The organism is Falsirhodobacter halotolerans (assembly GCF_022899245.1).
Classification (GTDB): domain Bacteria; phylum Pseudomonadota; class Alphaproteobacteria; order Rhodobacterales; family Rhodobacteraceae; genus Falsirhodobacter; species Falsirhodobacter halotolerans.
Map to the genome: position 1 here is coordinate 2,056,499 of NZ_JALJAZ010000001.1, position 15,831 is coordinate 2,072,329.

The following is a 15,831-nucleotide window of genomic DNA, read 5'->3' on the forward strand; positions in this document are numbered from 1 at the left end:
TAACACTTTATTATTTGTCAGCGGGTTCTCCGACCCGCATGATTTCCCACTCTAACGTCAAACCGAAGGTTTCGGAAACCCTCTTTCTGACCATCTCGCCAAGATTCTCAAGATCGGCGGCGGTGGCTTGCCCAGTGTTGATCATGAAGTTGGAGTGCTTCTCGCTCATCTGCGCACCACCCAGGGTTGCGCCGCGCAGTCCGGCGTCGTCGATGACCTTCCACGCCTTCATTTCATGCGTGTCATCGTCGCGGCCCGTGGAGGAATAACCGACCGGGTTGCGGAAGGTCGATCCGGCGGTGCGATCCTTGGTGGGCTGGGTCGCGTCGCGCTTGGCCAGCTGGTCGGCCATGCGGGCGGCCAGGGTTTCGGGATCGCCCTCCCCCGCCGCGAAGACCGCTTCCACCAGCACACAGCCCTCCGGCAGGTCGGACTGGCGATAGCGCAGGTTCAGCTCGGCGGCGGGGATCGTGACCTCCGCCCCCACCCGCGTGATCGCCCGCACCTCCACCAGATGATCCGCGACATAGGTGCCATAGCAGCCCGCGTTCATCCGCACCGCCCCGCCGATGCAACCGGGAATGGTGCGCAGGAAGGTCAGGTCGCGCCCGCCCTCCGCCGCGCGGCGGGCCACATGGGCATCAAGCGCCGCAGCCCCCGCGATGACCCGATCGCCCTCGATCCGAATCCCGTTGAAGCCGCGCCCCAAGCGGATCACCACCGCCCGAATCCCCCCATCGCGCACGATCAGGTTCGATCCCACGCCCATCGGAAAGACCGCGACATCCTGCGGCAGCGCGGCCAGAAACTGCGCCAGATCCGCCTCATCCGCAGGTTGGAAAAACCAGTCCGCCGGCCCACCGACCCGCAGCCATGTCAGATCGGCCAGGGGGCGATCGGGCGTCAGCGTGCCGCGCACGTCGGGCATCGTCATTCGACCGCCCTCCCCGCCCGCCGCCGGACGGCCCGCAGCGGGGTGCGCAGCAAGAACAGCGCCACCATCAGGGCGATCAGCCCGATCAACGGCCCGAACTGCCACGTCACCAATCCCAGAACCGGAATCCCGCTGAAGGTCAGCGCCCAGCCGGTCGGCGCATGAACCCGCCCCGACAGCGCCAGCGCCGCCACGAACCAGACCGCCGCGAGGCCGGAGACGGCAATCATGCCATCCGTCCGGGCAGCGCGTTGGCCCAGGCCGAAATCGTGCCCGCCCCGAGACAGACCACCATGTCCCCCGGGCCCGCCTGCTCGCGCACCAGCCGCTCCAGATCATCCTCGGACAGGATGGCCCGGGCGTGGCGGTGGCCGTGGGCGATCAGCCCCGCCACCAGATCGTCGCGGCCCGCGCCGGGAATCGGATCCTCACCGGCGGCATAGATGTCGGAAATCGCCACCACGTCCGCCTCGTTGAAGCAGGTGCAGAAATCCTCGAACAGGCTGGCCAGACGGCTGTAGCGGTGGGGCTGGTGCACCGCGATCACGCGGCCCTTCGTCGCCTGCCGCGCGGCGCGCAGAACGGCTGCGATCTCCACCGGGTGGTGGCCGTAATCGTCGATGATGGTGACGCCGCCCAGAACCTCGCCCACCTTGGTGAACCGCCGGTTCACCCCGCCAAAGGCCGCCAGCGCCTCACGAATTTCCGCCCGCTTCATGCCCAGATGGCGGGCCACGGCCACGGCGGACAGGGCGTTCGAGACGTTGTGATCGCCGGGCATCGGCAGGGTGCAGCCCTCGATCACCGTGCCTTCAGCCTGCAGGGCCACGTCGAAATGCGCCACCCCGTTTTCATAGGTCAGGTTGATCGCCCGCACGTCGGCCTGCGCATTGAAGCCGAAGGTCACGATCCGCCGGTCGGTCACACGCCCCACCAGCGCCTGCACCTCGGCATGATCGGTGCAACAGACGGCCAGACCATAGAACGGGATGTTCGAGACGAAATCGTGGAAGCCCTTGCGCAGTGCGTCGAAACTTCCCCAATGTTCCATATGTTCGGGGTCGATATTGGTCACGATGGCGATGGTCGCGGGCAGGCGGTTGAACGACCCGTCGCTTTCATCCGCCTCCACCACCATCCATTCGCCCGCCCCGGCCCGCGCGTTGGAGCCATAGGCGTGGATCACCCCGCCATTGATAACCGTGGGATCGAACCCGCCCTTGTCCAGCAGCGTCGCGACCATCGTCGTGGTCGTCGTCTTGCCATGCGTTCCGGCGACCGCGATGTTGGACCGCATCCGCATCAGTTCGGCCAGCATCTCGGCCCGCCGCACCACGGGAAGCTGACGGCGTCGCGCCTCCTCCAGCTCCGGGTTGCCGGGCTTGATGGCCGAAGAGATGACGACCACCGCCGCCTCGCCCACATTCTCCGCCCGCTGCCCTTCGAAGAAGGTCGCCCCCAGTTCAACCAGACGGCCCGTGATCTTGGAGGCCTTCGCGTCCGATCCCTGCACGGTATAGCCCAGCGTCATCAGCACTTCGGCAATGCCCGACATGCCGATCCCGCCGATGCCGACAAAATGGATCGGACCCAGTTCCCCGGGGAGTTTCGTGGCGGCGTTCATGCGGTCCTCAATTCTTCGACGATGGCCACCAGACGCTGCGTGGCGTCCGGGCGGCCAAGGGCCAGCGCGCTTGCGGCCATGTGGGCGGCGGCGGTGGGCTGATTCAACACGGCAAGGATGTGCTCGCAAAGGGCGGGCGCGTCAAGCCGACCCTCCGGCAGGATGGAAGCCGCGCCGCCCTGCACCAGCCCCCGCGCGTTGGCGGTTTGGTGATCCCCCGCCGCCGCCGCGAACGGGATCAGCACCGAGGGGCGCCCGATCACCGTGATGTCCGCAAGCGAACTGGCCCCCGAGCGTGAGACGACCAGCTGCGCCCCCGCGATGCGGGCCGGAACGTCAGTGAAGAACCCCTCCACCTCCGCCGCGATCCCGGCATCGCGATAGGTGCGGATGACGGTCTCGGCGTCCTCGGCCCGGGCCTGATGGCTGATCTTCAGGCGCGACCGCAGGGCCTTCGGCAGACGGCTGAACGCGTCCGGCACCACCTTCGACAGCACCCGCGCCCCCTGGCTTCCGCCGATGACCAGAACCGAGATGTCGCCCGCGCCCGGCGGCACATAGGGCGCGCCGGCGCGGTCCAGAACCGCCTGACGGACGGGGTTGCCCGTATGCTTGCCCGTGATGCCCTTGGGCAGATCGGTGGGCCAGGTGCCGCAGGCGATGCGATCGACCCGCGGCGCGAAGATGCGGTTCACCCGCCCCAGCACGCCGTTCTGTTCATGGATCATCCGCGGCAGGCGCAGCAGCCACGCCGCCGTCAGCGCCGGGATGGAGGGATAGCCGCCAAAGCCCACGACCACCGCCGGTCGGTCGCGCCGCATCGCCCGCATCGCCGCCAGCACCCCCCGCGCAATGCGGAACGGCACCATCACCTTGGCCCCACGGGCGAATGTGGCCGAAGCCACCTCCTCCACCTGCACGGTATGGGGAAACCCGCCGGTATAGCGGGCGCCGCGCGAATCGGTGGACAGCTTGACCCGCCACCCCTTGCGCACCATCGCTTCGGCCAGGGCCTGCGCGGGGAACATATGCCCGCCGGTCCCCCCCGCCGCGATCAGCAGGAGGGGTTGGTCCGCCACATCGGCCATGTCAGCGGCCCCGCTTGAACAGGATGTCGCCGATCTCGCCCTGCGGGCGGGTGCGGGTCAGGGCCAGAAGCATCCCCACCGTGATCCCCGCCGCGATGACGGACGACCCGCCATAGCTGACGAAGGGCAGCGTCATCCCCTTGGCGGGCAGAAGCCGCACGGCCACGCCCATGTTGATCATGGCCTGCACGCCGAAGATGCAGGCCAGCCCCGTCCCCGCCAGCCGGATAAAGGGGTCGCGTTCGCGCATCAGGCGGAACAGGCTGCGCACCACGATCGTGGCATAAAGCGCGATGATGCACAGCACCAGGATCAGGCCGTATTCCTCGGCCGCCACGGCGATGATGAAGTCGGTATGCGCATCGGGCAGCGACCATTTCACCTGCCCCTCCCCCACGCCGACACCGAAGAACCCGCCTTCGATGATGGCGTTGGTGGCATAGCCAAGCTGCGTGCGGGGGTCGAGATCGGGGTTCAGGAACCCGTCGATCCGACGCGCGAAGTGTTCCGAGCTTTCGTAGAACAGCGTCCCCGAAAACACGACCGCACCGATGAATCCCAAAATCAGGAACATGGGGGCGCCCGCCACGAAATAGATCACGCTCCACCCAAACAGGATCAGCGCGGTCTGGCCGAAGTCGGGCTGCATCGAGAGGAACCCCGCGATGACCATCAAGAGGATGAACGAGATGCGCTTGCCCGGCGGGCCGTTCAGCTCCTGCGCCGAGGACATCAGCCACGCGGTCACGATGATGAAGCCGGGCTTGAGGAATTCGGACGGCTGGAACGAGGCGAATCCAAGGCTGAACCAGCGCACGGCCCCCTTGCCGAAATCCGTGCCGAAGATGGGCAGCAGCGCCAGCGCTGCGAACGAGGCGGCAAAACCCAAGACCCCCAGACGGCGCACCATGTCGGGCGACATCATGGAGATGGCGACCATCGCCACCATCGCCATCCCGCCGAAGAACATCTGACGTTCCACGTAATAGAACGGGGCCAGTCCGTTGCGGGTCGCCAGCGGAACCGAGGCCGCGAGCGCCAGCAGAAGCCCGATCCCGAACAGGATGAAGATCGAGGTCAACGACCATTTGTCGATGGTTCGCCACCACCGGGGAAGAACGGGTTCCGACGCCCGCGCGGATACCGCGCCGTGGACCATCTCAGTCATGGGTGCTGCCTGTCACTGTCACTGCTCTGTCCGGTTGTCCGGATCTGGCGGCAAGGGTAGCGCACTCCCCCCCACCTGACCAGCGGAAAGACGAGAGGGTCAGGCCCCGTCGGCGACCAGACGTTCCGAAACCAGCCGGGTGAAATGCTCGCCCCGTTTTTCGAAGTTCGGATACTGGTCGAAACTGGCGGCGGCGGGGGCCAGAAGGACCACCTCCCCCGCCTCGGCCTCCTCCGCCGCGCGGGCCACGGCCACGTCCAGCGTCTCGCAGATCTCATGCGGGGTTGCGCCCAGTTGCAGGGCGAAATCCCGCGCCGAATGCCCGATCAGATAGGCCTTGGTCACCGCGCCCAGATGGGGCGACAGCGCGGCGATGCCGCCGTCCTTGCCCATCCCCCCCGCGATCCAGCGGATGCGGGGAAAGGCCTGCAACGCCTTGGCCGCGCTGTCCACGTTGGTGGCCTTGGAATCGTTCACGAACCGCACGCCGTTCCGTTCGCCCACCACCTGGCTGCGATGCGGCAGACCGGCGAAGGAATGCAGCGCCGCCTCGATGTCGCGGGGGGAAAGGCCCAGCGTGCGGGCGGCCGCATAGGCGGCGCAGGCGTTCTGATGGTTGTGCCCACCGGGCAGGCCCGCAATCCCGCGCAGGTCGATGGAGGCCACCTGCCGCCCCTTGCGCCATTCGCTCAGAAACCCCTTGCGGGCATAGACGGACCAGCCGAACCCCTCCAGCTTGGTGCCGGAGGAGATGCGGATCACCCGGTCATCCGCCGCGCCCGTGCCCATCTGGTTGGCCAGAAACCGCCCCTCAACCTCATCCACGCCGATGACGCAGCGATCGGGGCCACCTTGGGTGAACAGACGCCGCTTGGCCGCGAAATAGCCGCCCATCCCGCCATGCCGGTCCAGATGGTCGGGCGACAGGTTGGTGAAGACCGCCACATCCGGCGTCAGCGCACGCGCCAGTTCGGTCTGATAGCTGGACAGCTCCAGCACCACGACCGCGCCATCCTCGGCCGGGTCGAGGTCCAGAACCCCCCGCCCGATATTGCCCGCCATATGCGCCGGACGCCCCACCTCAGTCACGATGTGATGGATCAGCGCGGTGGTGGTGGATTTGCCGTTCGATCCGGTGACGCAGATCACCTTCGGCATCTGGTCGAACCCGTCCCAGTCCTGCGTGGCGAAGGAGCGGAAGAACAACCCGATGTCGTTGTCCACCGGCACGCCCAGATCCAGCGCGCGGGCAATGATCGCATTCGGCTCGGGGTAGAGATGCGGGATGCCGGGGCTGACGATCAGGGCGGCCACGCCGTCAAAGGCGCTGTGCCGCGTCAGGTCCACGGGGGTCAGCCCCTCCCCTTCCGCCTTGGCGCGCGATTCGGGGCTGTCGTCCCAGGCCAGCACCTCTGCCCCGCCAGCCAGCAGCGCGCGGGCGGTGGCCAAGCCCGAACGGCCAAGGCCCAGAACCGCGATCCGTTGCCCCTGAACCCCCTGAACCGGAATCATCAGCGCACCTTCAGCGTGGCCAGACCGATCAGCGCCAGGATCAGCGAGATGATCCAGAACCGGATGACGATCTGCGGCTCGGCCCAGCCCTTCTTCTCGAAATGATGGTGGATCGGGGCCATCAGGAACACGCGCCGTCCGGTCTTCTTGAAATACAGCACCTGAATGATGACGCTCAACGCCTCCACCACGAACAGGCCGCCGACGATGGCCAGCACGATCTCATGCTTGATGCAGACGGCCATAGCGCCCAAGGCGCCGCCCAGCGCAAGGCTGCCCGTATCGCCCATGAACACCGCCGCCGGGGGTGCGTTGTACCACAGGAACCCAAGGCCCCCGCCGACCAGCGCCGAGACGAAGATCAGCAGCTCTCCCGTTCCCGGCACGTAATGGATGCCCAGATAATCGGTGAAGTCCACCCGCCCCACGGCATAGGCGATGGCCCCCAAGGTGGCCGAGGCGATCATCACCGGCATGATCGCCAGCCCGTCCAGCCCGTCCGTCAGGTTCACGGCATTCGCCGCCCCCACGATCACGATCATCCCGAACGGCACGAAGAAAATCCCCAGATCGATCAGCGTGCTGACGAAGGGCAGCGCCAGATTGTTCGTCAGCCCCGGCGGATGGAAGCTGGCCGCCGCAAAGGACGCGATGAAGGCGATCAGGATCCCGAGGCCCATCCGCACCTTGCCCGACACGCCCGCGACCGTGTGCTTGGTCACCTTGGCGTAATCGTCCGCAAAGCCGATCAGGCCGAAGCCCAGCGTCACCAGCAGCACGATCCAGACATAGGGGTTGGACAGTTGCGCCCACAGCAGCGTGGAGATCACAAGCGAGGTCAGGATCAAAAGCCCCCCCATCGTCGGCGTTCCGGCCTTTGAGAAGTGGGTCGTCGGCCCGTCCGAGCGGATAGGCTGGCCCCGCTTCTGCTTCACCCGCAGGAAATTGATCAGCGGACGTCCGAAGACGAAGCCGAAGATCAGCGCGGTGAAGAACGCGCCCCCCGCCCGGAAGGTGATATACCGGAACAGGTTGAAGACGTCGCCACCGTCCGAAAGTTGCGAGAGAAGGTAGAGCATCCGAATTCCCTATTCCGAAGCGGCAGGGCCTTGCCCCAGTTTGCGCAGGGCGTCAACCACAAGGCTGACCTTGATCCCCTTCGACCCCTTGACCAGCACGATATCGCCCGCATCGACCAGCGATCGGGCCTCCCGCGCCAGATCGGCGGCATTTTCCACCCATTCGCCCTTCTGGCGGCGGGGCAGCGCGTCGTACAGGGCGCGCATACGTGGACCCACGCAATGGACCAGCGCAAAGGCGGCAAGGTTCGCATCCTTGGCGATGTCGGCATGGAATGCGGTTTCCAGCGCCCCAAGCTCCAGCATGTCGCCCAGAATGGCGATGCGGCGGCCGTTGCCGATGCGCCCGATCCCGTGTTCGGGCTGCATCTGCGCCACAAGGTCCAGGCTTGCGGCCATCGAGGCGGGGTTGGCGTTGAACGCGTCGTCCACCAGATCGAACCGCGCCCCGTCGATGGGGTCGAGCACGATTGCCTCGCGCGTGCCACGGCCCGAGGGCGGGGCCCAATGGCCCAGATCGGCCAGCACCAGTGCCATGTCCAGACCTTCGGCCCGCGCCAAGGCCACCACCGCCAGCGCGTTCCGCGCAAAATGCCGCCCGGGCGAGGCAATCTTGTAGACGAACGTCTCCGCCCCGTGTTCGGCCTTCACCACGGTCGCGATTTCGGACTGGCGGATCTCGGTGGCGCGCAGGTCGCCCGCCGTCTCGCCAAAGGTCAGGACATGAGCCCCCGCCGCCGCGCGCAGGATCGGCGTGACCGCCAGATCGGCGGGGAAGATGGCGATGCCGCCCTCCACCAGCCCCTCGAAGATCGCGGCCTTTTCCTGCGCGATGGCCTCCACCCCGTCGAAGGCCGCAAGATGGGCGGGCGCGACGGTGGTGACGATCGCCGCATGGGGGGCGGCCAATCGAGCCAGCGGCGCGATCTCTCCGGGGTGGTTCATGCCGATCTCGATGATGGCGAAATCGGTGTCCGCCGGCATCCGCGCCAGCGTCAGCGGCACGCCCCAATGGTTGTTGTAACTCGCCTCCGCCGCGTGGATGCGCCCCTGCGAGGCCAGCGCCGCGCGCAGCATCTCCTTGGTGGAGGTCTTGCCGACCGATCCGGTCACCGCGATCACCCGCGCGCCCGTCCGCGCCCGCGCCGCAGCCCCCAGCCGTTCCAGCGCAGCCAGCACATCCGGCACGACCAGCAACGGCGCATCGGCGGCCACGCCCTCGGGCCGGTGGGTGACCAGCGCCGCCGCCGCCCCCTTGTCCAGCGCCTGGGCAACGAAATCATGCCCGTCCCGTTCGGCCTTCAGCGCGACGAACAGATCGCCGGGGCGCAGCGTGCGCGTGTCGATGGACACGCCCGTCGCCACCCAGGTTCCCGTCACGCCGCCCGTGGCCGCCGCCGCATCCGCCGAAGTCCACAAGCTCATATCACGCCATCCAGTGCCGCCACGGCCACCGAGGCCTGTTCCACATCGTCGAACGGGAACACATCGCCCCCGACGACCTGCCCCGTCTCGTGCCCCTTGCCCGCGATCAGCAGCGCGTCGCCCGGCCCCAGGGCGTCCACACCGCGCAGGATCGCCTCGGCCCGGTCGCCCACGTTCATGGCATCGGGACATCCCGCCATCACCTGCGCGCGGATCGCCGCAGGGTCTTCGCTGCGCGGGTTGTCGTCGGTCACGAAAACCACATCCGCATTCTGGGCCGCCGCAGCCCCCATCAGCGGGCGCTTCGTCCGGTCGCGGTCGCCGCCCGCGCCCATCACGATGACGATCCGGCCCAGCACATGCGGGCGCAGCGCGCGCAGCGCGGTCGCGATGGCGTCGGGCGTATGGGCGTAATCCACAAAGACCGCCGCCCCGTTCGCGCGGGTCGCGGCCTTTTCCATCCGGCCCCGCACCCCGGTCAGGGCGGGCAGCACGGCAAACACCTCCCGCGCGGGGGCGCCGGCCCCGATCGCAAGGCCCGCCGCCAGCATCACATTCGCCGCCTGAAAGCCGCCGATCAGGTTCAGCCGCACCTGATGCGCCACGTCCTTCCACATCAGCCGCAGGTCCTGCCCCGTCGCATCGAACCGCTGCGCCATGATCCGCAGGTCGGCCTTGTCCGACACGCCCACCCCCATCGTGGCGATCCCGCGTTCGGCGGACAGACGTGCCAGCTCCGCCCCGCGCGGATCGTCCAGATTGATGACCGCCACGCCATCGGGCGGCAAAAGGCGGGTGAACAGCCCCGCCTTGGCGGCGAAATAGTCCTCAAGCCCCGCGTGGTAATCCAGATGATCCTGCGTCAGGTTCGTGAACCCCGCCGCCTTCAGATGCACCCCGTCCAACCGCCGCTGGTCCAACCCGTGGGAGGACGCCTCCATCGCCGCATGGGTCACGCCCGCCGTCGCGGCTTCGGCCAGCATCCGGTGCAGGGTCACGGGTTCGGGCGTGGTGTGGGGCGACGGCGCGGTCCACGCCCCCTCCACCCCCGTGGTGCCGATGTTGATCGCGGCGAGATCCAGCGCCTGCCAGATCTGTCGGGTGAAACTCGCGACGGACGTCTTGCCGTTCGTTCCCGTCACCGCCACCACATGCGCCGGCTGACGACCGAACCACAGCGCCGCCGCACCGGCCAGCGACTGGCGCGGATCCTCGGCCACGATCACCGCCGCATCCACCGCCCCCAGTCGCGCCGCGCCCTCGGCGTCGGTCAGGATCGCGGCGGCCCCCAGCGTCAGGGCCGCCTCCGCGAATTCGATGCCGTGAATGATGCTGCCCGGAAGGGCCGCGAACAGGAAGCCGTCGCGCGCCTGCCGGCTGTCGACTGTGATGCCGGTGATCCGCGCCTCGCGCCCACCCCGTGCGGTCAGGCCAAGATCGGCCAGCGATGTATTGCGTCGCGCCATGAAACCTCCGTCATTCGCCGACCGAGGCCATCTGGTCGCCCCGCGTGTCGTCTTGATCGCGCCGTTCGCCTTCGGGCGCAACCGGGCGCAGGCCCATCAGGGGGGCCACACGGCGGATAACCTCCGCCGCGACGGGCACGGCCGTCCACCCGGCGGACCGGCGCGGCTGGGACAGGGTATTGTCGGACGGTTCGTCCAGCGTGACGATCAACACGTATTGCGGCGCGTCCGTGGGGAAAATGGACGCGAAGGTGTTCACCACACGATCGTTGTAATAGCCGCCGCGCGGGTTCGGCTTGTCCGCCGTTCCGGTCTTGCCGCCCACCGCATAGCCCGGAATGCGGGCATAGCTGGCGGTGCCCAGCGTCACCACTTCGCGCAGCATCTGCAGCGAATCGCGGGCGGTGCTCTCGCTCATCACCCGTTCGCCCACGGCGGGGCCGTCACGGCGCAAAAGCGTGGGCGTCACGCGGATGCCGCCGTTGGCAATGGCGGCATAGGCGGTGGCCAGGTTCATCGGGCTGGCCGCGATCCCGTGGCCATAGCTGGTGGTGATCGTCACGATCTCGGGCCAGCGGACGGGCACGATGGGCCGCGCGCCCGGCGCCTCCACCAATTCGATGGGCGACGGGTCGAACAGGCCCAGACGTCGCATGAAGGTCTTCTGCCGCTCGGCCCCCACCTCCAGCGCGATGCGCGCCGTGCCGACGTTGGAGGAATGCTGGATCACCTCGGACACGGTCTGGATGCCGTAGTTCTTGTTCTGGAATTCGCGGATGCGGTGCTTGCCCCAGATCAGCGGTGCGTTGCCGTCGATGATCGTGTCCTTGCTGACCAGACCCAGTTCGATGGCGTTCGCGGCGGTGAATATCTTGAAGGTGGAGCCCAGCTCGTACACGCCCTGCACCGCGCGATTGAACAGCGGGCTGTCGCCCGGATCGCCGGTCAGCACCGGGGCAGGCCGGTCGTTCGGATCGAAATCGGGCAAGGAGACCAGCGACACGATCTCGCCCGTGTGGACGTTCATCAGGATGCCGGCCGCCCCCTTGGCGTTCATCATCCGCATCCCGGCGTCCAGCACGCTGGTCATCGCCTGCTGCACCGTCACGTCGATCGACAGTTGCAAGGGTTCGGTATGGGCCGGATCGCGCAGGCGGTCGTCCAGCGCGCGTTCGATCCCCGCCGTGCCGATCACCTCGGCCGAGGAGACGCCTTCGGCCCCGAAGGTCGATCCGCCCAGGATGTGCGAGGCCAGATGCCCGTTGGGATAAAGCCGCATCTGGCGCGCACCGAACAGCAGGCCCGGATCGCCGATGTCATGCACCGCCTGCATCTGTTCGGGCGACAGCTTGCGCCGGATCCACATGAACTTCCGCCCGTCGGTGAAACGGGCGCGCAGGTCGGCCTCGTTCATGTCGGGAAAGAGTTCGGCCAACTGGCGCGCCACGCGGGCCGGGTCGATCATGTCCTGCGGGTGGGCATAGAGGGCATAGGTCGACAGGTTCGTCGCCAGCACCCGCCCCTCGCGGTCGGTGATGTCGGCGCGATTGGCCGAAATCTCGGACCCCGGAAGGGCCAGGCGCGGCTCGGTCGGTTCGGTGGAGGCAAGGCTGCCCATCCGCACCCCGATCACGGTGAACACCATAAAGAACGCAAGGCCCATGAACAAAAGCCGCCCTTCGGCGCGCGTGCGGGCCTTGTCGCGCTGCGATTCGTGCCGCAGGCGCAGGTTCTCCCGTTCGATCGTGTCGGGGTTTTCGCCGCGCTGGCGGGCCTGAAGAATACGGGCCAAGGGGCGGAGGGGCACTCGGATCATGGGATCAACTCGTCCTGGGCGGCGTTGGGGTCGATGGTGAGCCCGAACAACGGTTCGGGCGGATAGGTGACTTGCTGCGGGGTGCCGAACTGTTCGGCCTGAAACGGCAGAAGCTGCAGCCGGTCGAAGTTCGCGTTCACCAACTGCTGCAACCGTTCGGGGCGGTTCTGATACGCCCATTCCGCCTTCTGGATGTCCAGCGTGGCGCGCAGGTTCGCGATCTGGCGGTTCAGGCCCGACACGTTCTTCAGAAGTTCCTGCGTGGCGTAATTCTCGCGATACGCCCAGAAAGCGGCGACCAGAACGGCCAGAAACGAGGCGATGTAGATCAGCGGCCGCATCAGCGCCCGCCCTTGGTGGGCAGGCGCGGCACGGCCAGCGCATCGGGATCGACCGTGCCCGCGGGCGCGTCGGTGCGCCGCGCCACGCGCAGCTTGGCCGACCGTGACCGGGGGTTCAGCGCCAGTTCCTCGTCATCGGGGCCGACCGCGCGCTTGGTCACCAGCGTGAAGCGCGGGGCGTCCACCACCTGCGCGGGGGCATAGCGGCTGCCGCCGCCTTCGGTCTTCGCGCGGGACTGCATGAACCGCTTGACGATCCGATCCTCCAGCGAATGGAAGGTGACGACGGCCAGCTGCCCATCCGGGGCCAGCGCGCGTTCCGCCGCCTCCAACCCTTGCACAAGCTGAGAGAACTCGGCGTTCACGGCGATGCGGAGGGCCTGAAAGCTGCGGGTGGCGGGATGGCTCTGCCCCGGCTTCGGACGCGGCAGGCAGGCGGCGACAATCTCGGCCAGGGCCAGCGTGGTGCGGATCGGCGCGGTCTTGCGGGCGCGCACGATCGCCCCCGCGATGCGGCGCGAGGCACGCTCTTCGCCGTAATGATACAGGATGTCGGCCAGCGCCGCATCGTCCAGCGTGTTCACCAGATCGGCGGCGGAGGGGCCGTCCGCCCCCATCCGCATGTCCAAGGGCCCGTCGCGCAGGAAGGAAAACCCGCGTTCGGCCATGTCCAGCTGCATCGAGGATACGCCCAGATCCAGCACGACACCGTCCAGAGGCCGCCCCGCATGACGGTCGAGCTCGGAGAAGGTCCCCTGCACCAGCGTCAGACGGTCGCCCCAATCCTGCCGGGCGGCCATCTCCACCGCCAAGGGATCGCGATCGACGCCGATGACGTGATCGGCGCCCGCATCCAGCAGACCGCGCGCGTATCCGCCCGCGCCGAACGTGCCGTCCAACCAGACGCCGCGCACCGGGGCCACCGCCTCAAGCAGCGGTTTCAGCAGGACGGGAATATGGGGGGTGGCCTCCATCGGATCACTCCTTCGGGGGCAGCAGGGTCAGCATGTCGCGGCCATCGGCCAGCAGGGCCATGTCCTCGGCCTCCTGGGCCGCCAGATTGGCCTCGAACGCGTCGCGTTTCCAGATCTGGAACGTGTCGAGTGCGCCGGCGAACACCGCCTCCACCGAACCCTTGATCTCATCCGCCGCCATGCCAAGCTTTTCCCGCACCCGGGTGGGCAGGACGATGCGGCCATCGTCGTCGATCTCGACCGTGACGGACAGGGTGATGAAGTTCCGCTCCAGCACGCGGCGTTCGACGCTGCCGCGCGGCAGGCTGGCGATGGCCTCTTCCAGGCGGGCCATTTCGGCCATGGTGTAGCATTCGACGAATTTGCGACGTTCGTCGCCATAGACCATGATGAAACGGGTGCGTTGGCCTTCGGCGGGATCGCCCGCGTCCAGAACACGGCGAAAGGCCACGGGGATCAGCGCCCGCGCCTTTGCGTCAACCTTCTGGTTGAACTCGCCTCTGAACGCCTCTGCCACGGTCCTGCCGCTTCCTGCTTACGGTCCGGGGGGGATCCCCGAACGTAAAAGGCGGATCGAGCGGCTGCCACTGCCCGATCCGCCGGTCTGTCCCATCGTATTGGGTGTCCAGCTGCGCGCGCCCACCTGGGGGATGTCTGCTCGGCCGCGCGCCGGATCTGTTATGTGGACGAGGGTGTGCCTGTATGAAACCTGAAAGGTCTGCGCCTGTCGGGGTCTTAGCGCCCCTGATCACGTGTTCCCTCGTCGTCGTGGGATATGGATGACATGGGATAAGGTGGGACGTAAAGGAAAAAGATGGGAGCGCGGCCCGGGCATCGGCGCATCTTCGCGCGCCTTGATCTTGCGCCCCTGCGGAATACGCCGTGGCCGCCGCACATATATCGAAATGCGGGCAATCAACCCCACCATATGTAGTATCCCACCGCATCCCGATGCGTTTGATTCAAACCCGACAGAACCCTGAGGATATCCCTACTCCGCCGATCCTTGCGGCACATCTGCAACAGATCGGCCGGGTCTCAGGCGAATCGCGGGACCGTGAAGCGGGCGTGATCCGGGCGGTTTCCCAGATCATCCCGTCTTTCCCACCTTGTCCCGTCAGGCAAGGTCGCGGGCGACCAGAGCGGCGGCCAGATCGGCATAGGCGCGGGCGATCTCGCCCTCCCCCGCCGCCACGGGAACGCCCGAATCCCCGGCCAGCCGCACCGACAGGTCCAGCGGCAGCGCGCCCAGAAACGGCAAATCCAGCCGCGCGGCCTCTGCCTGCACGCCCCCTTGCCCGAAGATATGCGATTCGTGGCCGCAGCACGGGCAGACGAACGAGGACATATTCTCCACCAATCCCAGAACCGGCGTTCCCAGACGCTTGAACATGTCCAGCGCCTTGCGCGCATCCAGAAGCGCCACGTCCTGCGGGGTGGACACGACGATCGCGCCGGTCAGCTCGGTCTTCTGGCACAGGGTCAGCTGCACATCGCCCGTCCCCGGCGGCAGGTCGATCAGCAGGATATCCAGCTCCCCCCACTCCACCTGATGCAGAAGCTGCTGCATCGCGCCCATCAGCATCGGCCCGCGCCAGACGATCGCCTCCGCCTCCGGCACCATCAGGCCCAGCGACATCATCGTGACGCCATGCGCCCGCGGCGGGATGATCGTCTTGCCGTCGGGGGATCCGGGGCGCTTGGACACGCCCATCATGCGCGGCTGCGAGGGCCCGTAGATGTCGGCGTCCAGCAGGCCGACGCGCCGTCCCTGCCGCGCCAGCGCCACGGCCAGGTTCGAGGACACGGTGGACTTGCCCACCCCGCCCTTGCCCGACCCCACGACCACGATCCGCGCCACGCCCGGCACCGGCTGCGGGCCCGCCTGCGGCGTCGGGTGACGCCCGATCTTCAGGCTTGGCGCCGCCTGCGGGGCCACCAGCGCCACCGAGACGGCGGTGACGCCCGGCATCGCCTCCACCGCCGCCTGCGCGGCGGTGCGCAGCGGCTCCATCACCTGCGCGGCTTCGGCGGACGGGGCCTCGATCACGAATCGCACGGACCCCCCATCGACCCCAAGCGCGCGGATCATGTCGCGCGACCGCAACGTGCCCCCCGGCACGGCGATCCCATCCAGAACGGCCAGAACGGCCTCGCGGGTAACGGTCATGACAGCCTCCTTGCTTGCCCCACAGGTCGGGCAGATCGCCGCAAAGCACAAGTGCCCACCCCGGATCGTTCGCACGCCGCCCTGAAATCGGGCAAGTCGCCCCGGAATAGGCATGCAGTCCTGACCTAGCCATGCGGCAAGCGCATGGCGGTATTGCCAAGAACCCGGATTGTGCCGGACGGCGGTTCGCACCAAATTGTCCTCAACAGCGCGAACCAAGGAATGGGCCAAGGC

Annotated in this window: 14 protein-coding genes; all 14 read right to left on the reverse strand. The window is 67.7% G+C overall.

Annotation, left to right across the window (positions count from 1 at the left end; translation table 11 throughout):
- Nucleotides 1–10: 10 nt before the first annotated feature.
- Nucleotides 11–934: a UDP-N-acetylmuramate dehydrogenase gene (murB, locus tag MU449_RS10705; RefSeq protein ID WP_244738072.1), complete on the reverse strand. Its 924-nt coding sequence runs from the start codon at nt 932–934 to the stop codon at nt 11–13.
- Complete coding sequence (locus MU449_RS10710; protein WP_244738073.1) at nt 931–1,164, reverse strand: DUF2484 family protein; 234 nt, start codon at nt 1,162–1,164, stop codon at nt 931–933. Before MU449_RS10710 ends, murB begins: the two co-directional genes overlap by 4 nt.
- Nucleotides 1,161–2,558 carry a UDP-N-acetylmuramate--L-alanine ligase gene (gene murC / locus MU449_RS10715; RefSeq protein WP_244738074.1) on the reverse strand — a complete coding sequence of 466 codons (1,398 nt, stop codon included), beginning with the start codon at nt 2,556–2,558 and terminating at the stop codon, nt 1,161–1,163. Before murC ends, MU449_RS10710 begins: the two co-directional genes overlap by 4 nt.
- Entirely contained in the window at nt 2,555–3,646 is a 1,092-nt protein-coding gene (locus MU449_RS10720) for a UDP-N-acetylglucosamine--N-acetylmuramyl-(pentapeptide) pyrophosphoryl-undecaprenol N-acetylglucosamine transferase (RefSeq protein ID WP_244738075.1), read from the reverse strand. The genes murC and MU449_RS10720 overlap by 4 nt, the downstream gene beginning before the upstream one ends.
- A gap of 1 nt (nt 3,647) precedes the next feature.
- On the reverse strand, nt 3,648–4,814 hold the full coding sequence (ftsW, locus tag MU449_RS10725) for a putative lipid II flippase FtsW (protein ID WP_244738076.1): 1,167 nt from the start codon (nt 4,812–4,814) through the stop codon (nt 3,648–3,650).
- 99 nt (nt 4,815–4,913) lie between these two features.
- Nucleotides 4,914–6,326: a UDP-N-acetylmuramoyl-L-alanine--D-glutamate ligase gene (gene murD / locus MU449_RS10730; protein WP_244738077.1), complete on the reverse strand. Its 1,413-nt coding sequence runs from the start codon at nt 6,324–6,326 to the stop codon at nt 4,914–4,916.
- Nucleotides 6,326–7,405 carry a phospho-N-acetylmuramoyl-pentapeptide-transferase gene (mraY, locus tag MU449_RS10735; protein WP_244738078.1) on the reverse strand — a complete coding sequence of 360 codons (1,080 nt, stop codon included), beginning with the start codon at nt 7,403–7,405 and terminating at the stop codon, nt 6,326–6,328. Before mraY ends, murD begins: the two co-directional genes overlap by 1 nt.
- Before the next feature lie 9 nt (nt 7,406–7,414).
- Nucleotides 7,415–8,830 carry a UDP-N-acetylmuramoyl-tripeptide--D-alanyl-D-alanine ligase gene (locus MU449_RS10740; RefSeq protein ID WP_244738079.1) on the reverse strand — a complete coding sequence of 472 codons (1,416 nt, stop codon included), beginning with the start codon at nt 8,828–8,830 and terminating at the stop codon, nt 7,415–7,417.
- On the reverse strand, nt 8,827–10,296 hold the full coding sequence (locus tag MU449_RS10745) for a UDP-N-acetylmuramoyl-L-alanyl-D-glutamate--2,6-diaminopimelate ligase (protein ID WP_244738080.1): 1,470 nt from the start codon (nt 10,294–10,296) through the stop codon (nt 8,827–8,829). Before MU449_RS10745 ends, MU449_RS10740 begins: the two co-directional genes overlap by 4 nt.
- A 10-nt stretch (nt 10,297–10,306) precedes the next feature.
- Nucleotides 10,307–12,112 (reverse strand): peptidoglycan D,D-transpeptidase FtsI family protein, encoded by a 1,806-nt coding sequence (locus tag MU449_RS10750; protein ID WP_244738081.1) that lies wholly within the window; start codon nt 12,110–12,112, stop codon nt 10,307–10,309.
- Complete coding sequence (ftsL, locus tag MU449_RS10755; RefSeq protein WP_244738082.1) at nt 12,109–12,453, reverse strand: cell division protein FtsL; 345 nt, start codon at nt 12,451–12,453, stop codon at nt 12,109–12,111. Before ftsL ends, MU449_RS10750 begins: the two co-directional genes overlap by 4 nt.
- A complete protein-coding gene (gene rsmH / locus MU449_RS10760; RefSeq protein ID WP_244738083.1) occupies nt 12,453–13,427 on the reverse strand; it encodes a 16S rRNA (cytosine(1402)-N(4))-methyltransferase RsmH in 975 nt (324 codons plus the stop codon). Before rsmH ends, ftsL begins: the two co-directional genes overlap by 1 nt.
- A gap of 4 nt (nt 13,428–13,431) precedes the next feature.
- The gene (gene mraZ, locus MU449_RS10765) at nt 13,432–13,944 is read right to left on the reverse strand and encodes a division/cell wall cluster transcriptional repressor MraZ (protein WP_244738084.1); all 513 of its coding nucleotides are present in this window, start codon (nt 13,942–13,944) and stop codon (nt 13,432–13,434) included.
- Nucleotides 13,945–14,544: 600 nt separating this feature from the next.
- Nucleotides 14,545–15,597 carry an Mrp/NBP35 family ATP-binding protein gene (locus MU449_RS10770; protein ID WP_244738085.1) on the reverse strand — a complete coding sequence of 351 codons (1,053 nt, stop codon included), beginning with the start codon at nt 15,595–15,597 and terminating at the stop codon, nt 14,545–14,547.
- Nucleotides 15,598–15,831: the final 234 nt, after the last annotated feature.